This is a genomic window from Guyparkeria sp. TX1, assembly GCF_046523965.1.
Lineage (GTDB): Bacteria > Pseudomonadota > Gammaproteobacteria > Halothiobacillales > Halothiobacillaceae > Guyparkeria.
Genome location: NZ_CP144142.1, coordinates 1,933,629 through 1,954,167, shown reverse-complemented (window position 1 = coordinate 1,954,167; position 20,539 = coordinate 1,933,629). Strand labels below are relative to the sequence as shown.

The window sequence follows — 20,539 nt, the reverse complement described above, 5'->3', positions numbered from 1 at the left end:
CACAGCAGGAAACGGGCCATCGGCAAGCTATTGATTTGTCATTGCAGACGATCCCTCGAGCGTGGCAGATGCCGCAATCCGTGTGGCATTTGCCGCAGTGGGGCGCATGGGGATAATCGAGAAGGTTGGCGGTTTGTGCCAGAATCGCGGGCCTGTTTACCCGCTTTACCCGACGAAGGAGTCGCCCATGGAAATTCTGCAGGATCGGCGCTACGGCGAAACCCACGAGTGGTATACGGTCGAAGACGACGTGATTACGGTGGGGGTGACCGAGCAGGGCCAGGAAATGCTGGGCGACGTGGTGTTCGCCGATCTGCCGGACGTGGGGCAGGCGGTCTCCGAGGGCGCGCCCTGTGCGACGCTCGAGTCGGTCAAGGCGGCGTCAGACGTGCTCTGCCCGGTCGACGGCGAGGTGCTCGAGGTCAACGAGGCGCTTGAGGACAGCCCGGAACTGGTCAACGACGATCCGCTCGACGAGGGCTGGATCCTGAAAATCCGCATGGAGGGCGAGCCGGCCGAGTGGATGAGCCCCGACGAATACGGCCGCATGCTCGAGTCCACCGACTGACCGACGTTGCCGCGGGTCCGGCGAGCCGTTGTCGACGGTCCGCTCGCCCCTGAGCCGAGAGAGGAACCGATGGCGTCCGCACAGAACTACGGCTTGAGGCGCGTCTGGTACGCCCTGCGTTATTCCCTGCAGGGTTTACGAGCGGCCTGGCGCAAGGAAGAGGCCTTCCGGCAGGAAGTCGTGGTCGCCATGGTAGCCGTGCCGGTGGCATGGTTCGTCGGCGAGAGTGCGCTGGAGCGAGCCGTCTTGATTGCGGTGGTGCTCCAGGTGCTGATGGTGGAGTTGGTCAACACCGGAATCGAGGCGGTGGTCGATCGCATCGGTCCCGATCCACACAAGCTGTCGGGGCGGGCCAAGGATGTCGGATCGGCGGCCGTGTTGATGGCGATCGTGATTGCCGCGGTGGTCTGGGGAGTGCTGTTGTTCGACTGAGCATGTCGCAGGAGCCACGCCGTGGGTCCGGCTAGCGCTCCGAGATGCGTGCCAGTCGGCTGAACAGGAAGAACACCACGGGCCATGCCGCCAGGTTACTGAGCGCACGCGACAAGTAGGTGGCCATGGACACCAGGTCGGTGGCCACGCCTTCCACCCACAGCGCCACCATCAGGTAGACCAGGGTGAAGCCCGCAATCAGAAGCGCCTGAGAGAGCAGGGGCGCTACGCCAAGTCGCTGTCGCAACGACAGGACGAGGAACGCCGTCATCGTGAACAGCAGGGCATTGAGACCCAACAGGCCATTGGTCGCCACGTCGAGCATCAGCCCGGCGATCCAGGCATAGATCATTCCCGCTTGCGCCGGGCGGTAGAGCGACCAGAAGATTATCGTGAGAAGCAGCCATTGCGGGTTGTGCAGCTGCATCGTCGCGGGCAGGGGCAGCAGGGTTAGTGCCAGTGCCGCGATGCTCGTCAGGATGATGGCGAACCAGCTAGTCGTCATCGGTCGCTCCCGTGGCCGGCGTGGCATCTGGTGGCGTGGACTCGTCGGCGGCGCTATCGGCGGGTGGTGTGATCGTTGGTTGCTCCAGGGCGGTATGCGACTCCGACCCCGAGTCGTCTGGTGCGTCCGGTGCCTCGGTGATCACCAAGACATGATCGAGGCGCTCGAGATCGGCGACTGGCTCGGCGATCAGCCGGATAAAACCCTGGGCCTCGTCCATCTCGATGGAGGTGACACGCGCGACCGGGTAGCCACGCGGGAAGGCGGTGTCGATACCGGAGGTGGTCAGCAGATCGCCTGGTTCGATCGTGGTGCGCTCGGGCACACGCTCGGCAATCATCTGGCGGTTACCGGTGCCACGGAGCAGAGCGGTGCGGCCGGTATCGCCGAGTAGGACCGAGAGCATGTGGTCGCGTGAGTTCAGTTGGATGACGGTCGCACCGCTACGCGTGCTGCGCAGAATCTGGCCGACGACTCCGTGGGCATCGATGACCGGGTCACCGGGGCGGACGTCATCGCCGTGACCACGACCGATCGTGAAGAGATTGCCCTGCAGGCTAGGAGGATGTCCGACGCGTCGGGCAAGCAGCACGCCGGGGATGGCGCTGGCCTCTCCATTGAGCATGGCGCGTAGTTCGTCGACTTCGCGCTGCAAGGCGACGAACTGCTGCATCTGGCCCCGGAGCAGCGTGTTCTCGTCGCGCAAACGGTCGACTTCTGCATGGAGTTCGCGGCGTTCGACGAACCATTGGCCGATGCCGCGGGACACCACCACCGGTTGGTGAATGGCCTTGACGATGCCGTCGGTGGCACCGCCCAGTCCCTGATCGAGCTGACTAACCCAGCGGGTGCCGATTCGGTCGAGGCTCATCAGGGCAATCGAGATCACCACCAGCACCAGGAGCAGGTTGAATCCGGGACGGTGGGAATCGAAAAGCGCCATGACCGGCGCCGTTACTCGTCAGCGAAGAGAGTGTTGTTGCGCTGGTCGATCAGTTCGAGGACCTTGCCGCCGCCCCGTGCCACGCAGGTGAGCGGGTTTTCGGCAACCACGACCGGGAGTCCGGTCTCTTCCATGACCAGTTTGTCCAGGTCACGCAGCAGCGCACCGCCGCCGGTCAGGACAATGCCGCGATCGGCGATGTCGGCGCCCAGTTCCGGCGGCGTCTGCTCGAGGGCGGCGCGCACGGCTTGAACGATGCCGAACAGCGGCTCCTGCAGCGCCTCTAGGATCTCGTTGGAGTTGAGCGTGAAGCTGCGCGGCACGCCCTCGGCGAGGTTGCGGCCCTTGACGTCGATCTCGCGCAGTTCCTTGCCCGGGTAGGCCGAGCCGATTTCCTTCTTAATCCGCTCGGCAGTCGCCTCGCCGATCAGGATGCCGTAGTGCCGGCGGACGAAGGCGATGATCGATTCGTCGAACTTGTCGCCGCCGATGCGCACGGAAGACGAGTAGACGATGCCGTCGAGCGAGATGACGCCCACCTCGGACGTGCCGCCACCGATGTCGACCACCATCGAGCCGCGCGGCTCGTCGACGTCGACACCGGCACCGATCGCGGCCGCCATTGGCTCCTCGATGATGAAGGCGCGGCGGGCGCCGGCGGAAAGAACGGATTCACGGATCGCGCGGCGCTCGACCTGGGTCGCGCCGACCGGCACGCAGACCAGCACGCGCGGGCTGGGGCGGAACCAGTGCGAGGAATGCACCTTCTTGATGAAGTGCTGCAGCATCTTCTCGGTGACGTGGAAGTCGGCGATCACGCCATCACGCAGCGGGCGCACGGCGTGGATCGATTTCGGCGTCCGGCCGACCATCTGCTTGGCCTCGTTGCCGTAGGCCTGGATCACGGTCTGCCCGCCATCGTTCCGCAGGGCGACCACCGAGGGTTCGTCGAGGACGATGCCCTTGCCGGAGACGTAGATCAGCGTGTTTGCCGTGCCCAGATCGATGGACAGGTCGGTGGAGAAAATTCCGCGGAAGCCTTTGAACATGGGGGTTATAACCGAATGATGTCTGCTGTATGTGGTCGGACCGGTGGGGCGGTCCATTGTCGCAATGCCGCGGCGGAGCGGCATTGCCTGAGTCCTTTCCTGTTTACGCGGTCCGACTCGGCTGCTGTGGCAGGGGTCTTCCGCCCGGTGAGCGGTCGGAAACCGTCGCCGCGGTGCCGCGAAAAATAAGCGGTTAAGGTAGCAACATGCGCGCGTTCAGGCAAGTGCCGGACTCGGCAGGCAGGCGCGGCTGTGGTAGGCTTCCGCCGGAATTTCCGCCTCCCGGCAGGCACCATTAGACAAGGCATTTGTCGGTGGGTTCCCGCCGAATTTGGCGGGCGAACGGTACCCGCAGACCAAAATAGACACGCCAACCACGTTCCTTGAGGGGTGAGACGATGTCGTTGACCAATGACCAGTTGCAAACCGTGGCCCATCTCGCCCGTATTGCCGTCGAGCCGGAATGGATCGAGGCGCTGCGCTCGGATATCAACGGTATTCTCGACCAGGCCAGTCGTCTGGACGACCCAAGGCTCAACGAGCTCGAGCCGATGGCCCATCCGCTCGACCAGGTCCAGCGGCTGCGCCCCGACTCGGTTACCGAGACCGACCAGCGCGAGACCCTGATGGAAGGCGCGCCGGCCCAGGAACAGGGGCTTTTCCTGGTGCCAAAAGTCATCGAGTAAGCCGTATCCCGCCGGCACCGCCCGGCGATGTTCTGAGCGACGCCCACATTGCCTGCAAGGGGAACACCTTTCGTGCCCACGAGTGATACACAGCACCGCGGCGGGGATGCCGCCCTTATCAACGCCTCGATTGCCCAGTTGCGCGACGGTCTGATGACCGGCGAGTACACGGCCGCCGATCTGGCGGCCGCCTTCGCTAAGCGCATCGAGACGATCGATCCGTCCCTCAATAGCCTGGTCAGTCGCGTCGAGCCGGCCGATCCGGCATCGACCAACGGTCGGCTCGCCGGCATCCCCTATGTCCACAAGGACATCTTCTGTGCCAAGGGTACGCGCACGACCTGCGGCTCACGGATGCTCGCCGACTGGGTCGCGCCCTACGATTCAACCGTCCATGAGCGTTTGACTGAAAGCGGGGCGGTGCTGCTGGGCAAGGCAAACATGGACGAGTTCGCTATGGGCTCGTCCAACGAGAACAGTCACTTCGGTGCGGTGGCCAACCCCTGGGATGCCAACGCCGTGCCGGGTGGTTCGTCGGGCGGTTCGGCCGCGGCGGTCGCCGCGCGACTCGTGCCGTTTGCCACCGGTACCGACACCGGTGGTTCGATTCGTCAGCCGGCGGCCTTCTGCGGCGTGACCGGCATCAAGCCGACCTATGGGCGGGTATCTCGCTACGGGATGATCGCCTATGCCTCGAGCTTCGATCAGGGCGGTGTGATCGCGAAATCCGCCGCGGACTGCGCGCTGGTGCTCGGCGAGATGGCCGGATTCGACGAACGCGATTCCACCTCGGCCGACCGCCCCGTACCGGATTACGTTGCCGGGCTGGACGAGTCGATCAACGGCCTGCGTGTCGGCATTCCGAAACAGTGGTTCTCGGATGCCCTGGACCCGGCCGTGGGTGATGCCGTCTCGGCGGCGATCGACGAGTTGCGCGCCGCCGGTGCCGAAACCGTCGAGATCGACCTGCCGGACGCCGACATCGCGCTGGCCGCCTATTACCTGCTCGCGCCCGCCGAGGCGTCCTCCAACCTGTCGCGGTTCGACGGCGTGCGCTTCGGCTACCGCTGCGAGGACCCCAAGGACCTGCAGGATCTCTACGAGCGGACACGCTCGGAGGGCTTCGGCTCGGAGGTCAAGCGTCGCATCCTGGTCGGCACCTATGCGCTCTCGGCAGGCTACTACGACGCGTTCTATCGTCGCGCGCAGAAGGCCCGTCGCCTCGTGACCGACCACTTCCAACGCGCCTTCGAGCAATGCGACGTGATTGCCGGTCCGGTGACGCCTACCCCGGCCTTCGACCGCGGCGCGCACAGCGCCGATCCGGCCAAGATGTACCTGGAGGACATCTTCACGATCCCGGTGAATCTCGCCGGCCTGCCCGGCATGTCGGTACCGGCCGGTTTCGTCGAGGGGCGTCCGGTCGGCCTGCAGTTGATCGGTCGGCACTTCGACGAGGCGCGCCTGCTCAACGTCGCGCATCAGTATCAGCAGCGCGTGGACTGGCACGAGCGCATGCCGTCCATGGCTGCCGACTCCGCCAACGACAACCGCGAAGGGTAAGGACAGCACTAATGAGTCAATTCGCAATCCCTTCGGGCTGGGAAGTGGTCATCGGTCTGGAGATCCACGCCCAGCTGGCCACCCGTTCCAAGATTTTCTCTGGCGCATCGACCGCCTTCGGCGCCGAGCCCAATGCGCAGGCCTGTGCCGTCGATCTTGGCTTGCCGGGCGTGCTGCCCGTGCTCAACGAGGGCGCGGTACGCATGGCCTCGCTGTTCGGTCTGGCCATCGACGCCGAGATATCCCGGGTCTCGAGTTTCGACCGCAAGAACTACTTCTACCCGGACCTGCCCAAGGGCTACCAGACCACGCAGCTGGCGCGACCGATCGTCGTCGGCGGTGCGGTGACGGTGACCACCGGCGAGGGCAAGCAGGCGAAGGAACACACCATCCGCGTGACGCGCGCTCACCTCGAGGAAGATGCCGGCAAGTCGTTGCACGAGGATTTCCACGGCATGACGGGTATCGATCTCAACCGTGCCGGCACGCCCCTGATCGAGATCGTCTCCGAGCCGGACATGCGCAACCCCGAGCAGGCGGTGGCCTACGCCCGCAAGGTGCATGCGATCGTCCAGTACCTGGGCATCTGTGACGGCAACATGCAGGAAGGTTCGTTCCGGGTGGATGCCAATGTCTCCGTGCGCCCCGAGGGTGACGAGGCGCTCGGTACGCGTACCGAGATCAAGAACGTCAACTCGTTCCGCTTCCTCCAGCGCGCGATCGAGTTCGAGATCGAGCGCCAGGTCGACCTGCTCGAGACCGGCGGCGAGGTGGTCCAGGCCACCCGCCTGTACGACCCGGACCGCGACGAGACCCGCCTGATGCGGACCAAGGAAGAGGCAGACGATTACCGCTACTTCCCCTGCCCGGACCTGCTGCCGGTGGTTGTCGATGACGAGACCGTCGAGTCCTGGCGTGCCGAGCTGCCTGAGCTACCGGATGCCAAGGCCGAACGCTACCAGTCCGAGTACGGACTGAGCGCCTACGATGCCGGTGTGCTCACCTCGAGTCGCGCCACGGCGGAATACTTCGAGGCCGTCATCGCCCGTGAGGACAGTGACGCCAAGCTGGCCGCCAACTGGGTGATGGGCGAGGTCGCCGCGCTCTTGAACCGGCTCGAGTGCGAGATCGGCGAATGTCCGGTCCCAGCCGAGAAACTGGCTGATCTGCTCGAGCGGATTGCCGACGGCACGCTATCGAACAAGCTCGGCCGCGAGGTGTTCGAGGCTCTGGCCGAGCAGGGCGGCTCGGTCGACGAGATCATCGAGGCACGTGGCCTCAAGCAGATCTCGGACACCGGGGCGATCGAGGCGATGGTCGACGAGGTGATCGAGGCCAACCCGGGCCAGGTCGAGGCCTATCGTGGCGGCAAGGACAAGCTGTTCGGCTTCTTCGTCGGCCAGGTGATGAAGGCGGCCAAGGGCAAGGCCAACCCGCAGGCGGTCAACGAGGTGCTCAAACGCCGCCTCGGTGGTGACTGAAAGGGCCACTGAACCGTCGCGCAGCAACCGGGGGAATCCCATGAGCGAGATAACCGGCAAGTCGGAATCGATCGACTGGCAAAGCCTGCCGCAGGGCGATGAGCTGTTCCGCTTTTCCTTCGAGGATGGGCGGGTGCGCGGGGTTTCCCTGCGCCTGGAGCCCACCTGGCAGGCGGCGATCGAAAACCATGATTACCCGCCGGCGGTGGCGAGTCTTCTGGGACAAGCCGTCGCCGGGGCCGTGTTGATGGTTGCCAGCCTCAAGTTCGAGGGGCGCCTCGTGCTGCAGTTTGCGGGCCGCGGTCCGATCAATTTGCTGGTGGTGCAGGTGACCTCAGATCGACGCTTTCGCTGCATGGCCAAGTGGGACGACGAGCGGCTCGAGGGCGCGAGCGAGCATCTCGAGGACCAGCTCGGGCGCGGTCAATTGGTGCTGACGATCGAGCCCGAGGATGGCGCGCGTTACCAGTCACTCGTGCCGATCGCCGGCGCCGGTCTGGAAAATGCCATCGAGGGGTATTTCCAGCAGTCCGAGCAATTGCCGACCCGGCTGGTCCTGGCGGCCGACGGCGAGGTGACTGCGGGCATGCTGATCCAGCAGATGCCCGAGACCGGTGGGATCGTCCCCACGAGCGGATCGGCCGCCCGCGAATTCGAACACGTGGGCAAGCTCGTGGACACCCTGGTCGGCGAGCAGGGTCGTACGGAGATGCGTCAGGTTTCCGCGCCGGAATTGCTGCACCGGCTGTTCCACCAGGAAGCGCTGCGCATCCATGACGTGTCGCGGGTGTCGTTCAATTGTGGCTGTACACGCGAAGGTGTCGGCCAGATGCTTGCCAGCCTGGGCCGGGAGGAACTCGAGGCGACCCTCGATAGTGACGAGACGCCGGGACTGGTCGAGATTCGTTGCGACTTCTGCGGCAGCCTGTACCGCTTCGACCGGGTCGACGTCGAGCAATTGCTCACCAGCGACAGCGTCGAGCCGCCCGAGTCCACCCGTCACTGACGCCGATGTGGTCGAGCACTGGTCGGCCGTCGTCAACGCGGCCATACTGAATGCTGTTTCCGGCCTGTCCATAAAGATCACCCGGTGTATCGCATGACGTCCGGTCGCGCCTTTGACGCTTCATCCCATTTCGACACCGCGGTCGACCCCGTTGTCGACGAGCTGTCGCTCGATACCCTATTCGGCGAAGTCCGTCGCCATATCCTCGACCGCCAACACCCGATTTCGGGGCTACTGCCGGCCAGCACGGCGGTCACCGCCCATGGCGATTACACCGACGCCTGGGTCCGCGACAACGTCTACAGCATCCTCGGCCCTTGGGCACTCAGTATCGCGTGCCGCCGCGCCGGGCAGTCGGCCCGGGCCTTCGAGCTCGAACAGGCGGTGGTCCGCAACATGCGCGGGTTGCTGCTCGCGATGATGCGACAGGCCGATCGGGTCGAGCGCTTCAAGCACAGCCTCGATCCGATCGATGCGCTGCATGCCAAGTACGACACCGCTACGGGCGAGGCAGTGGTGGGCGACGAGGAGTGGGGGCACCTGCAACTGGACGCCACCTCGCTGTTCTTGCTGATGCTGGTGCAGATGACCGCTGGTGGCCTGACGATCGTACAGGGTCGTGACGAGGTGGATTTCGTCCAGAACCTCATCTGGTACCTCTCTCGGGCATACGTGATTCCCGACTACGGCATCTGGGAGCGTGGCAACAAGATCAATCACGGCGTGCGTGAGCTCAACGCCAGTTCACTCGGCCTGGTGCTGGCCGCCCTGGAGGCCGCCGACGGCTTCGATCTGTTCGGTGGGCAGGGCGATGACAGCAGTCGACTGCAGGTGGTGCCCGACGATATCGCCCGGGTTCAGCAGTGCCTGGATTCCATCCTCCCTCGGGAATCGGCCTCCAAGGAAATCGACTCGGCACTGCTCGCCGTAATCGGCTTTCCGGCCTTTGCCGCCGGCCACAAGGCCGAGGAGGTGGGTGAACTTATCGAGACCCGGCTGGCCGGGCGTTACGGCTACAAGCGCTTTCTGCGCGACGGACACCAGACGGCAATCGAGGATGACACCAAGCTCCATTACGAGCCCGAGGAGCTCGAGGCCTTTGCGCGCATCGAGTGCGAGTGGCCACTGTTTTTCACCTATCGACTGATCAACGCCTGTTTTTCCGGGGATCGCGAGACCGCCGTGTCGATCCAACGTCAGATCGAGCGGGTGGCGGTCTGCGAATGCGGTGCACCGGTGTTGCCTGAACTTTATTATGTGCCGGCGGAATCGATCGAGACCGAGCGACATGCCCCCGGCTCCACCGATCGTCTGGCGAATGAAAACCGACCGCTGGTCTGGGCCCAGAGCCTGTGGGTGGCCGGCCGGCTGTTGTTGGCAGGACGTATTCAACCGGACGATCTGGATCCGATCGGTCGCCATCGGCCCCGGCAGGAAACGGCCCCTCCCGCAATCGGGGTGGCTTTTCTGGCCCAGACGACCTCCGTGGCCGAGCGACTCGAGGCGGCCGGCATTGCGCCGATCTCGTGGCCGGGTCAGAGCCGGACGAACGCGATTCCGGCAGATGTCCTGGTCGAGCGATTGGCCTCGGTAGGGGCGAATGCGCGCCTCGGGCTGAGCGGGCGTCCCAAGCGCCGCCTGCTGGGCCTGTCGGCAGGCCGGCTAATCACCACGGACACGGGATGTTCCGCGGTCATCCCGGCCCTGTTCGACACCAACACCTTCCTCCTTGGCCGGGACACCGAATTGCTCGTCCATGAGATTCGTACCAGCCTTGCTTACCTGGCCCGATATGCCCATGGTCCGGGTCAGCCGCTATGGACCATTCCGGTGTACGACTGGATGCTCGACGGGCCGGGTGCCACGACCCTGTTGGCATTCCTCGACAAGCTGGCGAGCAGTCGGGTCGACGGGGTTCGGGTCGAGCGCTTGGACGCGATGGTCGGCTCGGCGTCGAGCTGGCGGTTGCCCGGCGATCTTCCTGAGGCGCCCGCCGAGCAGCCCGTCACTGACGGGCCATGGGAGTGGGGCGGTGACGTGCATGCAATTGCCGCCGAGCTGGGCGAAGCGCATTCGGTCGACGAGTTGATCGGCGCCTTCGGGCGCGTCACCGCGCTGGATGAACGGCTGGCGTTGCTCGAATGGCTGGCGCGGAGTGCATTGCCCCCCGATCGGACGTTCGCCGATGTCAACGGTGAGCAGCGCGAGTGGAAAGGTCACTGCATCGCCCTGCTGCGGCTTGCCCAGCGAGTGGGTGCCTGGCGGGTGATGCGCCTGGCGGCTGACCTTGCCGGGGTGATCGACGGTTTTCTTGAGATCGCCCTGATGGATCTGGTCGTGCGCCAGAAGCGGCTCGCGGTGGGACGTTCCTACAGCCGTTCGGCCGTGATCGACGCACCGATCTCGAATCGCGAGATCCTGCGACGGATCCATGCCTACTGCGATGACGATCCGCGGGAACGGTCCCTGACTCAGGAACTCGTGATTCACCTCGGTGCCTGGCTGCGCGCCGAGCCGGATCTATTCCGAAACGTGATTACCCTGCGCACCGGGCCGCTGCTGCAGATCCTGGTGGCCCTGCGCGCCCGGGAGGCGGCGATTCCGCCGTCGCAAGCACTGGATGATCTCGTCGGCATGTCGCCACACGCCCTGCGGGAACGGTTGCGTGAGGCGATCGACTGGCGCGATCAACCCGAGCGGCTCGAGGCGTTGCATCGACGCGATATCGCCAGCCCGACCCCCGCGTCGATTGGGGCCGAAATGGACACACCGGCGGTTGCCTCGATCCTGGATCGATATGGTTTGGGGGATGAGGGGGGGCGGCACGAGGCGGGGCGCCCGGTGGATTGGTACCACCATCGTGAGATTGGCGGGGCGATGAGTCGGTTGCCCGAGCGCTTTTACGAGGGGGTCTGGGACTTGCTCGGCCATGTCCCGACATTGGTGATCGGTAACCGGTTCGATCCGCGCAACGTGCTCGACAGTGCGCTTTATCGCGGCCAGTCGACCGCCCGTGAGCACAACTTCGCCCTGGCCGTCGAGCATCGGCTTAATCGAATCGAGGCACCCGAATACCGTGAACTGAACGTCGAGGCGATCGCCGCGCTGATCGAGCTCGTGGCGCGAACCCCGGATCTGTCCATCGAGGAACCACTGGTGCTCGACGTGGTGATCGGGCACGCCGTCCGTCTGGCGTGGCTCCAAGAACACCCTGAGGACGAGGGGCGCTACGACGAGTCACGGGCAGATGCTTGGCAAGCGTTCTACCATCGGTCGCCTCAGGCCGTTGCCCACTGGGTCGGCGAGGCCCTGGATTACTTGCTCATGGCCGACGTGGATTCGGAGAGTGTTACGGAGGATGCCGGCGATGATTCTAGCGGGTGACATCGGTGGGACACACTCGCGCCTTGCGCTGTTCGTCGCCGGAGAGCCAGTAGCTCGATTCGAGCAGACCTTACCCAGTCGGGATTACACGGATTTTTCCGCGTTGCTGTCGTGCTTCCTTGACCTTGCCGGTCGGCATGACCACGGGCGGATCGAGGCGGCCGCGTTCGGTATTGCCGGCCCGGTGCAAGGCGAGGGGGCCGATGCCCGGGTTCAGGCGACCAATCTGCCCTGGACCTTGTCGGCGGCGGCGATTGGCAAGGCTCTCGGCGGCGCGCCGGTGCGGTTGGTCAATGACCTGATCGCGGTTGGTCTGGGTGCGCTGGCAAGCCCCGTCGACCGGCGTGTGAATCTCAACCCCGAGGCCACGCCGGCCGAGGGACACGCGGCCGTGATTGCGCCGGGTACCGGGCTGGGTGAAGCCCTCTTTTTCCATGACGGGCAGGGCCACCAGCCGATGCCAAGCGAGGGCGGGCATTGCGACTTCGGGCCCAACGACGAGCGCGAGACGGCGCTGCTGGCCTACCTGCGCGGGCGATTCGGTGGGCACGTCAGTTACGAACGCATTCTCAGCGGTGACGGCTTTTCCTCGCTCTATGCCTTTGCGCGTCACGCGGAGCTCGGGCGACCTGCCCCGGGTGCCGATGGGCAGCTTTCGGCGGCATCGGACCCCAATGCCCTGATCACGCAATGGGCGAATCGCGGCGAGGACGACTGTGCGGTGATCGCCTGTCGGCTGTTCGCCCGGATCCTCGGGGCAGAGGCCGGCAACCTGGCGCTCAAGGCACTCCCGACCGGTGGGGTGTTCCTCGCCGGTGGCATTGTCGGGCACATCCTGCCATTCCTGCGCGAGCAGACGCTCGAGGGCTTTCTCGACAAGGGCCGGTTTGCGACCATGCTCGGCCGTTTGACGCTATGGGTGGTTGCCGATGGCGGACTCGGCCTGGCCGGCGCGCGCCAACTGGCCGAGCGGGAAATGGATTCAAGCAGGGGAGAGCGATGAGCCAGGGCGAGTTGAGCGGACTGTACGTGATTACCGACACCACCCGGTTTCAGCGCGAGGCGCTGGTCGAGGCGGTGAGCGAGGCCATTCACGGTGGAGCAAGAATCGTCCAGTACCGGGACAAGAGCGCGGATGTCACGCGGCGCCACAACGAAGCAGCGGCCCTCGCCGAGTTGTGTCGGCACCATGGCCGCGTCTTTATCGTAAACGACGACGTGGCGCTGGCGACCGAGGTCGGTGCCGACGGCGTGCACCTTGGCCGCGAAGATGCCCCGTTGACCGACACGAGGGCCCGTTTCGAGGCAGCGGGCCTCGATGCGATCATCGGTGTCTCTTGCTATGCTGACCGCCTTCGGGCCGAGCGCGCTTCGGCGGAGGGTGCCGACTACCTCGCCTTCGGCGCGATGTTCCCGTCGCCCACCAAGCCGCATGCCCCCGGCGCGCCAGCGGATGTGCTCAGCTGGGCCCGAGAGCATCTCGGTCGACCCGTCTGCGGCATTGGCGGCATCACGGCGACCAACGTGGGCGACCTGATGCTGCATCGGCCCGACATGATCGCGGTGATCAGCGAGGTGTTCGCCGCCCCCGACATTCGAGCCGCGGCCGAGTCCCTGACGCGGGCCATGGCGGCCGGCATGGCCCGACCCAATTCAAGAACCAACCACGATCCGGAGAATCCCTAGATGACCGCATCCAACCACGAGCTGTTCGAACGCGCGCAGACCCACATCCCCGGCGGGGTGAACTCGCCGGTGCGTGCCTTTGGCTCGGTCGGCGGCGATCCCGTCTTCGTCAAGCGGGCCGAGGGCGCACGCTTTTTCGACGAGAACGACCAGTCCTACATCGATTATGTCGGCTCTTGGGGCCCCATGATCCTCGGGCATGCGCACCCCGACGTGATCGAGGCAGTCCGCGAGGCGGCAAAGAGCGGCCTGTCCTTCGGTGCACCCACCGTCAGCGAGACGCGCATGGCCGACCTGCTCTGCGAGTTGGTGCCGTCGATGGACATGGTGCGCCTGACCTCCTCGGGTACCGAGGCGACCATGAGCGCGATCCGGTTGGCGCGCGGCTTCACCGGGCGCGATCGGATCGTCAAGTTCCAGGGCAACTACCACGGCCATTCCGATTCGCTGCTGGTCGAGGCCGGCTCTGGGGCGCTGACGCACGGCGTGCCGAGCTCGCCGGGTGTGCCCAAGGCATTTGCCGATCTGACCACCACGGTCGAGTACAACAACCTCGAGCAGGTGCGCGAGGTGTTCGCCGAGGTCGGTGACGAGGTCGCCGCGATCATCGTCGAGCCGGTGGTCGGCAACATGAACTGCATCCCGCCGGAGCCGGGCTTCCTCGAAGGCCTGCGCCACGTCTGCGACGAATACGGCGCGGTGCTGATCTTCGACGAGGTGATGACCGGGTTCCGCGTCGCGCTGGGCGGGGCGCAAGGGCATTACGGCATCAAGCCGGATCTCACCACCATGGGCAAGGTGATCGGCGGTGGCATGCCGGTGGGCGCCTTCGGCGGCCGGCGCGAGATCATGGAGATGATCTCGCCCATGGGGCCGGTCTATCACGCCGGCACGCTCTCGGGTAACCCGATGGCCATGGCGGCCGGCGTCAAGACGCTCGAACTGATCAGCGTGCCGGGTTTCTTCGATGTGCTGACCCGTCGCACCCAGGCACTCTGCGACGGCCTGTCGGCTGCCGCGAAGGCGCATGGTATCCCGATGATCACCCAGAACGTGGGCGGCATGTTCGGCCTGTTCTTCACCAACAAGGACCGGGTCGCCAACTTCAACGATGCGACTGCCTGCGACAAGGAGGCCTTCAAGACCTTCTTCCACGGCATGCTTGACGAGGGTGTTTATTTCGCGCCGTCGTCGTTCGAAGCGGGGTTCGTCTCGATGGCCCACGGCGAGGCGGAGATCGATGCGACCGTCGCCGCTGCGGAGCGTGTGCTCGCCCGCATGGCGGGTTGAATGCCAACGGCCCGCTTACAGCGGGTCCGGTCCGTAAAAAAGGCCGCCGGAACGGGGTTCCGGCGGCCTTTTGACGTTCAAGGGCCGATCCGGGCTTCGTGCCCGGTCGGCAATGCGGTCGTTTTACTGTTCGTCTTCGAGATTCGCGTCGGGGTTCCAGCCGGCATCGCGCGCGCGTTGCATCTGCTTTTCGTAGATCTCTGCATGGCGACGGCGCAGGTCGTCGGGCAGCAGGCTCGGAATGCCACCACCGTGCTTGTCCCACTCAGCATTGACCCGGTCGGCCAGTCCCTGCAGGCGGCCAAGCTCCCAGCCTTCGCAGGTCTCGTCTTCCGGAATCAGTCCGAACACGCGGGCGTCGAGCACCAGGCGGCCATGGAACGTCATGCCACCGTCTCGGTCGTTGTCGATGCCGACATAACCATCTTTCGCTGAGTTGCCTCTACGCTGCATGTTGTACTCCGTCTCTCTTATTCGGATTCGTGAAAACGGGCATCGACCAGTTCGGCGATCCCCTCGATAGCCTGGGCCGCATCGTCGCCGGTGGCGGTGACGGTGATCGTCTTGCCACAGGCGGCGGCCAGCATCATCAGGCCCATGATCGACTTGCCGTTGACACGGCGGTCGTTGAATTCGACCTCGATCTCGCTTTCGAACTGTTCGGCGGTGGCGGCAAAGCGCGCGGCAGCGCGGGCGTGCAGGCCGCGACGATTGCGCAGGGTCAACTCCCGCTGGACGACGGGCGCGGTGCTCTCGTTCATGGCCGGTCGGTCGCTCCTTCCTGGATGATGCCCTCGCGCCCCCCACTGCGGGCCTTGGCTGTCATCTGCTCGAGCGGCAGGCGAGGATAGTTCAGGGCACGGACCAGCATGGGGAGATTCACGCCCGACAGCACCTGCACGTCGTGCTGGTCACGCAAGCGGTGGGCGATGTTCGACGGGGTGGAGCCGTACATGTCGGTCATCACCAGCACGCCCTCGCCACTGTCGAGGTCGGCGACGCTGCGGCGGGCGGCGTTGAGCAGATCGATCGGGTCGTCGTCCTGACGGACGTCGAGGTGGTCGAGCCGGGTGGGAAGACGCTCGAGCATGTCGGTGGCCGTCTCGATTAACTGGCCTCCGATGTCGTTGTGACAGATCAGCAGGATTCCGACGGTCATTGCGGGAGTGCTTCCTCGGTCGCGGTCGACGAAACCCGCATCATACCGAAAAACCGGTTCGAGACAGGGGCCGTCGCCACGGTTCAGTGGTTGCCGAGATCACGATGCCGGACCACCAGGTTGGCGAAGGCCGGTCGCAGGTCACGGGCAATCTGCTCGACGATGTAGACCGAGCGGTGCTTGCCGCCGGTGCAGCCGATCGAGCAGGTGAGGTAACTGCGATCACTGTGGCTCGCCTCGGTCAGCATGTGTGTGAGAAAGTCCGCGATACGCGTACGGGTCTCGTGGGTCACGGGGTGTTGTTCGAGGTAGTCGACGACCGGTTGATCGAGACCGCTGTGCGAGCGAAGTGCCGCCGACCAGTGCGGGTTGGGCAGAAAACGCACGTCGAAGAGAAAGTCGGAATCGAGCGGAATGCCGAACTTGAAGCCGAACGACTGGATCAGGATGCGCGGCCCGGCCTCTTTTTCACCGATCAGACGGGCACGCACGTCCTCGCGTAGCTGGTGGACGGTGGTCAGGCTGGTGTCGATGACCAGGTCCGCGTAGGCACGGATCGGCATCAGCAATTGCCCTTCGCGCGCGATCGCCTCGACCAGGTTCTCGATCTGGTAGGAGAGGGGGTGGCGTCGTCGCGTCTCGGAAAACCGGGTGATCAGGCGTTGACGATCGGCCTCGAGGAACAGGCTGCTGATCTGCAGTTCCGGCAGACGTTCCTTGAGTCGGTCGATCCGGTCGGGGAGGCTGGCCAGCGATTGCTCCGGTGCGCGCGCATCGATACTGATGGCGATCCCCCGGGCGACGATACCGCCTTCCAGGTAGCTTTCGGCGAGATGGTCGAGCAGGTCCGGTGGCAGGTTGTCGATGCAGTAGAACCCGCTGTCTTCCAGCGCGGCCAGGGCCACGGACTTGCCGGAGCCGGATTGCCCCGTGACGAGTATCAGGCGCGGAAACGGTCTGGTCATGACCAGGCCTCCGGTTTTTCGTCGGGTCGCGGGGGGATCTCGCCGTCGGCGAACAGCCGCGCGATCTGCCGGCTGGCCGGCTGGCCGCCGCGCTGGCGTTCGAGGTTACGCTGACGCACGATCGTTTCCAACAGGACGGCGAGGTTGCGCCCCGGTGCTACCGGCAGGCGCCAGACGGGGATAGTCTGGCCGGCGACCCGTTCGTTACCGCGATCACCGAACAGGCGTTCCTCGGCACCGATGGGACGGCCGGCATCGCCGGGGTAGAGATCGACGATCAGGCGGAGGTATTTGCGAGTTTTGAGGGCGTTGCTGCCAAAGAGTTCGCGAATGTCGACGATGCCGATGCCCCGGACTTCGAGCAGGCCGAACAGGCGATCGGGACAGGAGCCCGTGACTTCCTCGCCGTGAACGGTGAAGCACGGTGCGTCATCGGCGATCAGGCGGTGACCGCGGCTGAGGAGTTCGAGTGCGACCTCGCTCTTGCCAATGCCCGCCGAGCCGCGGATCAGCACCCCCAGCCCGCTGACCTCCATGAACACGCCATGGCGCCAGTCCTCGTTCGTGTTGCCACACAGGCGCCGCAGCCGGCGAGCGATGGTTTCATCGTCCTCACTGCTGCTCAGGATATGGATGTCGGCCCCTATGCTCGGGACCGTGGCGTGCCGATCGAGCCAGTCGGCAAGTACGTCAGCGTGTGCCTGGCTGAGAATGATCACCCGCGGCGGGGTGATCGTCGCCACCGGCCCATTGGCCCGCTGCAGGCACTCTTCACCGCATTGCAGGTAGTGACGCAGCGCCGGGGAGATCAGTGCGACGCGCGTGGGAATCCAGGGATTCGCCGGGCCGACCAGGCGTTGGTCGTCGGCAACCGGTGTGTCCCAGCCGTCGGGAAGCGCCTGCTGCCAGTCGCCGTCGCCGGCATCGGAGGGGAGGTGGCGGTATGTAAAGCTCGGGATCATGGCCTGCCCGTTTGCCGATCAAGGCTCGATGGTCGGGCGTAAGCCCGAATTAGGGAAGGTCTGCACGAATCGATCGCCATTCTGGCTCGCGGGTTCGCCCCACTCGGCGTTGCGCCCCTTGTGAGTGACGGCGGACCGCGCCTTGCACCCGAACCCCTGGTGTCCCCGGGGTAACGCTATCCATTCGTGCAGACCTGCCCTCTAGCTGGCGGTCGCTTCTGCGCTGTCCTTAAGCCACTCTACCATCAGCGCCTGAACGCGCTCGGCGCTCTGGGCCTCCATGATGGTCTCCCGCTCGTCGGGATCGTTGAGATGGCGGGCCAGGCGGCCGAGGATTTCCAGGTGTTGTTCGGGGCAATCCTCGGGAATGACCAGGCCGATCACCAAGGTGACTGGGGCGCCATCCGGGGCGCCGAAGTCCACGCCTTCTCGCAGCCGGATCAGGGCACCTCGCGGGGTGAGGATGTCATCGACCCGGCCGTGGGGCACGGCAATGCCATGACCGATCGCCGTGCAGCCCAGCCGTTCGCGGGCAACCAGGGCCTCGAAGATGCGGGTGGCCTGCTGGCCACCCAGTTCATCGTCGGCCAACAGTCCGGAGAGTACCTCCAGGACTCGCTTGCGGCTCTGGTACAGCTCGTCGATCCGGATGTGATGGATCGGAAACAGCTCGGCAGTATTCATTAAGCACCCTGTCGGTCGACTGGCCGCGAGGATCGCTCACGGGTCGGGGCGGGAATGTGTTGAATCGGCGCGCATCATAGCGTGTTGCGCCGGCTGTGCAACACCGATTCCGACGTGGCGAAGGGAGCGATCAATGCGTGCCTCCCATCATCCGCCGGCGATTACGCCGGCGGGGCCGGCTCAGCGGTGGCTGGTCAGCTTTTCCTTGTGCTTGACGATCTGCCGGTCGAGCTTGTTGATCATGGCGTCGATGGAGGCGTACATGTCGTCGGTGACCGCCTCGGCGTGCATGTCCTGACCGCTGACGTGCAGGTTGGCTTCGGCTTTCTGCGCTTCCTTGCGTTCCACGGTCAGAATGACGTGGATATCCACCAGCTTGTCGAAGTGTCGTTCAAGACGAGTGAACTTCTCGTGGACGTGGGCCTTGAGGGCCTCGGTAACGTCGACGTGATGACCGGTGATGTCTATCTGCATGTGCCGCTCCTTATAAGTGCGTTATATCAATCGCTTGCGGTCGGTTGATGAGGCGATCCCCATCGCCTCGCGGTATTTGGCGATCGTCCGTCTCGCGACGTCGATCCCCTCGTCTCCAAGCATGGTCGCAATCTTGGCATCGCTCAAGGGCTTCTTGGGATTTTCTTCCTCGACCAGTTTCTTGATGCGTGCCCGGATGGCGGTGGCGGAACATTCGCCGCCGTCGCTGGTGCCGACGTGGCTGGAGAAGAAATACTTGAACTCGAATACGCCCCGGGGGGTGAGCATGTACTTGTTGGTGGTCACCCGGCTGACCGTCGATTCGTGCAGTTCGAGCGTCTCGGCGATCTCGCGCAGGACCAGGGGTTTCATGGCGATTTCGCCCTGCTCGAAGAACTCGATCTGCCGGCGCACGATTTCGCGGGCGACGTTCAGCAGTGACTCGTTGCGGCTGCGCAGGCTCTTGATGAACCAGCGGGCCTCCTGCAGGTGGTTGCGGATGTAGGTGGCATCCTTGCCGCGGCTGGAGCGGTCGATCAGGCCCGCGTATGTCTGGTTCACTCGCAGTCGTGGCGCGATTTCCGGGTTGAGGTCGACGTGCCAGCCATCCTCGCGATGCGTCACGAGCACGTCCGGCTTGATGTAGTCGGCCGCCGTGTCGCCGATGGACAGCCCCGGGCGTGGGTCGAGCATCTGGATGAGTCTCAGCGCCGATTCGAGTCGTTCTCGACTGATGCCCAATCCCTTGGTGACCTGTGGCAGTTCCCGCCGGGCGATCGCCTCGAGCCAGTCGCCCTCCAGGACGGCACGGGCATCGGCGGCCGCCGGGTCGTCGCCATGCCGTTGGTCGATCTGGATGATCAGGCACTCGGCCAGCGAACGCGCACCGACACCCACCGGGTCGAGCCGCTGGATATAGTGAAGCGTGGCCTCAACCTCCTCGACATCGATTCCCGGCAGCTCGTCCTTGAGCAAGGCGACGAGTTCCTCGAGGGGCTCCTCGAGATAGCCGGACGGTTCAATGGATTCGATCAGTGCCGTGGCGATCCGGCGGTCGGTCTCCGACAGCGTGGCCAGATGAATCTGGCTTAGCAGGTGATCGCGGAGATTGTCCTCCCCGGTCGATTGGGTCGCGAAGGGGTCGTAGTCGTCGCCGGGGGTGTTGGCGCTAAGAGGGGTGCTGCCATCGGACTCGTAGTAATCATCCCAGGACGAGTCCACCACCAGGTCGTCGTCGGCCGACTTGTCCTTGCGGTCCTCGAGCAGTTCCTCGCCGGCCTGCACGCCAGGGTCCTGCTCCTCGTTGGCATCCTTATCGGTGGTGTCTTCCTCGGGTTGCTCGTCTTCCGCGACCTCGAGCAATGGGTTGCTGTCGAGTGCCTGCTGAATCTCGAGGCTCAGTTCCAGGGTGGAGAGCTGCAGCAACTTAATTGATTGCTGCAGTTGCGGCGTCATCGCCAGCGACTGCCCCAGGCGAAGTTCGAGTCCTGCCTTCATGCCGGCCATGTCGAACCCTCCGCGGTGGCACCGGCGCCGAGTTTGGAGCGAGCCAAGGGTTCGGCTGCCGTGGGTGTTGTCAAGCCCGGGAACAGGCCATGAAGGGGGAGTGCGCACGCAATTTGCATGAGATCGAGTTTAGCCGATCGGAGGCGCACTATGCCAACGATTTCGGCTCGGAAGCCACCTTGCCTATTTCGCCGGT

The 20,539-nt window shown here is 64.9% G+C and carries 21 protein-coding genes; 10 read left to right on the top strand and 11 right to left on the bottom strand.

All coding sequences use genetic code 11. The features are described 5' to 3' along the window. Positions 1–187 precede the first annotated feature (187 nt). Positions 188–568, top strand: a complete 381-nt coding sequence (gene gcvH, locus VWP12_RS09025) for a glycine cleavage system protein GcvH (protein ID WP_410473843.1) — start codon at positions 188–190, stop codon at positions 566–568. A gap of 69 nt (positions 569–637) precedes the next feature. Continuing rightward, the gene (locus VWP12_RS09020) at positions 638–1,000 is read left to right on the top strand and encodes a diacylglycerol kinase (RefSeq protein ID WP_125198906.1); all 363 of its coding nucleotides are present in this window, start codon (positions 638–640) and stop codon (positions 998–1,000) included. Positions 1,001–1,031: 31 nt separating this feature from the next. Here VWP12_RS09020 and mreD read toward each other — a convergent pair whose 3' ends face one another. From mreD to VWP12_RS09005, 3 genes are read right to left on the bottom strand one after another with little or no spacing between them, the layout of a single operon-like run. Next, positions 1,032–1,505, bottom strand: coding sequence for a rod shape-determining protein MreD (gene mreD / locus VWP12_RS09015; RefSeq protein WP_410473842.1), 474 nt, complete (start codon positions 1,503–1,505; stop codon positions 1,032–1,034). Further along, the gene (gene mreC / locus VWP12_RS09010) at positions 1,495–2,448 is read right to left on the bottom strand and encodes a rod shape-determining protein MreC (RefSeq protein WP_410473841.1); all 954 of its coding nucleotides are present in this window, start codon (positions 2,446–2,448) and stop codon (positions 1,495–1,497) included. The genes mreD and mreC overlap by 11 nt, the downstream gene beginning before the upstream one ends. 11 nt (positions 2,449–2,459) lie before the next feature. Next, positions 2,460–3,497 (bottom strand): rod shape-determining protein, encoded by a 1,038-nt coding sequence (locus tag VWP12_RS09005; RefSeq protein ID WP_125198909.1) that lies wholly within the window; start codon positions 3,495–3,497, stop codon positions 2,460–2,462. A 398-nt stretch (positions 3,498–3,895) separates the two neighbouring features. Here VWP12_RS09005 and gatC point away from each other — a divergent pair, with 398 nt between their 5' ends. From gatC to hemL, 8 genes are all read left to right on the top strand, one after another. Beyond that, the gene (gene gatC, locus VWP12_RS09000) at positions 3,896–4,183 is read left to right on the top strand and encodes an Asp-tRNA(Asn)/Glu-tRNA(Gln) amidotransferase subunit GatC (protein ID WP_410473840.1); all 288 of its coding nucleotides are present in this window, start codon (positions 3,896–3,898) and stop codon (positions 4,181–4,183) included. A 153-nt stretch (positions 4,184–4,336) separates the two neighbouring features. Then, entirely contained in the window at positions 4,337–5,746 is a 1,410-nt protein-coding gene (gene gatA, locus VWP12_RS08995) for an Asp-tRNA(Asn)/Glu-tRNA(Gln) amidotransferase subunit GatA (protein WP_410474961.1), read from the top strand. A gap of 11 nt (positions 5,747–5,757) precedes the next feature. Continuing rightward, positions 5,758–7,227, top strand: a complete 1,470-nt coding sequence (gatB, locus tag VWP12_RS08990; RefSeq protein WP_410473839.1) for an Asp-tRNA(Asn)/Glu-tRNA(Gln) amidotransferase subunit GatB — start codon at positions 5,758–5,760, stop codon at positions 7,225–7,227. Between the two features lie 40 nt (positions 7,228–7,267). Continuing rightward, positions 7,268–8,233, top strand: a complete 966-nt coding sequence (locus VWP12_RS08985) for an Hsp33 family molecular chaperone HslO (protein ID WP_410473838.1) — start codon at positions 7,268–7,270, stop codon at positions 8,231–8,233. A gap of 93 nt (positions 8,234–8,326) precedes the next feature. Further along, entirely contained in the window at positions 8,327–11,617 is a 3,291-nt protein-coding gene (locus VWP12_RS08980; RefSeq protein ID WP_410473837.1) for a glycoside hydrolase family 15 protein, read from the top strand. Further along, entirely contained in the window at positions 11,601–12,620 is a 1,020-nt protein-coding gene (locus VWP12_RS08975) for a glucokinase (protein WP_158611782.1), read from the top strand. Before VWP12_RS08980 ends, VWP12_RS08975 begins: the two co-directional genes overlap by 17 nt. Further along, positions 12,617–13,303: a thiamine phosphate synthase gene (thiE, locus tag VWP12_RS08970; RefSeq protein ID WP_410473836.1), complete on the top strand. Its 687-nt coding sequence runs from the start codon at positions 12,617–12,619 to the stop codon at positions 13,301–13,303. The genes VWP12_RS08975 and thiE overlap by 4 nt, the downstream gene beginning before the upstream one ends. After that, positions 13,304–14,593 (top strand): glutamate-1-semialdehyde 2,1-aminomutase, encoded by a 1,290-nt coding sequence (gene hemL, locus VWP12_RS08965; RefSeq protein WP_410473835.1) that lies wholly within the window; start codon positions 13,304–13,306, stop codon positions 14,591–14,593. Between the two features lie 123 nt (positions 14,594–14,716). Here hemL and VWP12_RS08960 read toward each other — a convergent pair whose 3' ends face one another. The 8 genes from VWP12_RS08960 to VWP12_RS08925 all read right to left on the bottom strand — a co-directional run bounded on the left by VWP12_RS08960 (position 14,717) and on the right by VWP12_RS08925 (position 20,334). Beyond that, positions 14,717–15,046, bottom strand: a complete 330-nt coding sequence (locus VWP12_RS08960) for a hypothetical protein (RefSeq protein WP_125198917.1) — start codon at positions 15,044–15,046, stop codon at positions 14,717–14,719. A 17-nt stretch (positions 15,047–15,063) separates the two neighbouring features. Further along, complete coding sequence (locus VWP12_RS08955; protein ID WP_125198918.1) at positions 15,064–15,354, bottom strand: HPr family phosphocarrier protein; 291 nt, start codon at positions 15,352–15,354, stop codon at positions 15,064–15,066. Next, positions 15,351–15,752, bottom strand: a complete 402-nt coding sequence (locus VWP12_RS08950) for a PTS sugar transporter subunit IIA (protein WP_125198919.1) — start codon at positions 15,750–15,752, stop codon at positions 15,351–15,353. Before VWP12_RS08950 ends, VWP12_RS08955 begins: the two co-directional genes overlap by 4 nt. 83 nt (positions 15,753–15,835) lie before the next feature. Beyond that, positions 15,836–16,717 carry an RNase adapter RapZ gene (gene rapZ, locus VWP12_RS08945; protein WP_125198920.1) on the bottom strand — a complete coding sequence of 294 codons (882 nt, stop codon included), beginning with the start codon at positions 16,715–16,717 and terminating at the stop codon, positions 15,836–15,838. Further along, positions 16,714–17,679, bottom strand: coding sequence for a hypothetical protein (locus VWP12_RS08940; protein WP_410473834.1), 966 nt, complete (start codon positions 17,677–17,679; stop codon positions 16,714–16,716). The genes rapZ and VWP12_RS08940 overlap by 4 nt, the downstream gene beginning before the upstream one ends. 201 nt (positions 17,680–17,880) lie before the next feature. Beyond that, complete coding sequence (locus tag VWP12_RS08935) at positions 17,881–18,363, bottom strand: PTS sugar transporter subunit IIA (RefSeq protein ID WP_125198922.1); 483 nt, start codon at positions 18,361–18,363, stop codon at positions 17,881–17,883. 180 nt (positions 18,364–18,543) lie between these two features. After that, a complete protein-coding gene (gene hpf / locus VWP12_RS08930; protein ID WP_125198923.1) occupies positions 18,544–18,837 on the bottom strand; it encodes a ribosome hibernation-promoting factor, HPF/YfiA family in 294 nt (97 codons plus the stop codon). 21 nt (positions 18,838–18,858) lie between these two features. Further along, the gene (locus tag VWP12_RS08925) at positions 18,859–20,334 is read right to left on the bottom strand and encodes an RNA polymerase factor sigma-54 (protein ID WP_410474960.1); all 1,476 of its coding nucleotides are present in this window, start codon (positions 20,332–20,334) and stop codon (positions 18,859–18,861) included. Between the last annotated feature and the right edge of the window lie 205 nt (positions 20,335–20,539).

Bases quoted from the DNA above. Each gene is read 5' to 3' on its own strand.
- gcvH (WP_410473843.1), top strand. From the start codon at position 188: ATGGAAATTCTGCAGGATCGGCGCTACGGCGAAACCCACGAGTGGTAT.
- VWP12_RS08955 (WP_125198918.1), bottom strand. From the start codon at position 15,354: ATGAACGAGAGCACCGCGCCCGTCGTCCAGCGGGAGTTGACCCTGCGC.
- hpf (WP_125198923.1), bottom strand. From the start codon at position 18,837: ATGCAGATAGACATCACCGGTCATCACGTCGACGTTACCGAGGCCCTC.
- VWP12_RS08940 (WP_410473834.1), bottom strand. From the start codon at position 17,679: ATGATCCCGAGCTTTACATACCGCCACCTCCCCTCCGATGCCGGCGAC.
- VWP12_RS08975 (WP_158611782.1), top strand. From the start codon at position 11,601: ATGATTCTAGCGGGTGACATCGGTGGGACACACTCGCGCCTTGCGCTG.
- VWP12_RS08950 (WP_125198919.1), bottom strand. From the start codon at position 15,752: ATGACCGTCGGAATCCTGCTGATCTGTCACAACGACATCGGAGGCCAG.
- VWP12_RS09020 (WP_125198906.1), top strand. From the start codon at position 638: ATGGCGTCCGCACAGAACTACGGCTTGAGGCGCGTCTGGTACGCCCTG.
- VWP12_RS08960 (WP_125198917.1), bottom strand. From the start codon at position 15,046: ATGCAGCGTAGAGGCAACTCAGCGAAAGATGGTTATGTCGGCATCGAC.
- gatC (WP_410473840.1), top strand. From the start codon at position 3,896: ATGTCGTTGACCAATGACCAGTTGCAAACCGTGGCCCATCTCGCCCGT.
- thiE (WP_410473836.1), top strand. From the start codon at position 12,617: ATGAGCCAGGGCGAGTTGAGCGGACTGTACGTGATTACCGACACCACC.
- VWP12_RS08985 (WP_410473838.1), top strand. From the start codon at position 7,268: ATGAGCGAGATAACCGGCAAGTCGGAATCGATCGACTGGCAAAGCCTG.
- VWP12_RS09005 (WP_125198909.1), bottom strand. From the start codon at position 3,497: ATGTTCAAAGGCTTCCGCGGAATTTTCTCCACCGACCTGTCCATCGAT.
- VWP12_RS08980 (WP_410473837.1), top strand. From the start codon at position 8,327: ATGACGTCCGGTCGCGCCTTTGACGCTTCATCCCATTTCGACACCGCG.
- gatA (WP_410474961.1), top strand. From the start codon at position 4,337: ATGACCGGCGAGTACACGGCCGCCGATCTGGCGGCCGCCTTCGCTAAG.
- VWP12_RS08935 (WP_125198922.1), bottom strand. From the start codon at position 18,363: ATGAATACTGCCGAGCTGTTTCCGATCCATCACATCCGGATCGACGAG.
- VWP12_RS08925 (WP_410474960.1), bottom strand. From the start codon at position 20,334: ATGAAGGCAGGACTCGAACTTCGCCTGGGGCAGTCGCTGGCGATGACG.
- mreC (WP_410473841.1), bottom strand. From the start codon at position 2,448: ATGGCGCTTTTCGATTCCCACCGTCCCGGATTCAACCTGCTCCTGGTG.
- rapZ (WP_125198920.1), bottom strand. From the start codon at position 16,717: ATGACCAGACCGTTTCCGCGCCTGATACTCGTCACGGGGCAATCCGGC.
- hemL (WP_410473835.1), top strand. From the start codon at position 13,304: ATGACCGCATCCAACCACGAGCTGTTCGAACGCGCGCAGACCCACATC.
- gatB (WP_410473839.1), top strand. From the start codon at position 5,758: ATGAGTCAATTCGCAATCCCTTCGGGCTGGGAAGTGGTCATCGGTCTG.
- mreD (WP_410473842.1), bottom strand. From the start codon at position 1,505: ATGACGACTAGCTGGTTCGCCATCATCCTGACGAGCATCGCGGCACTG.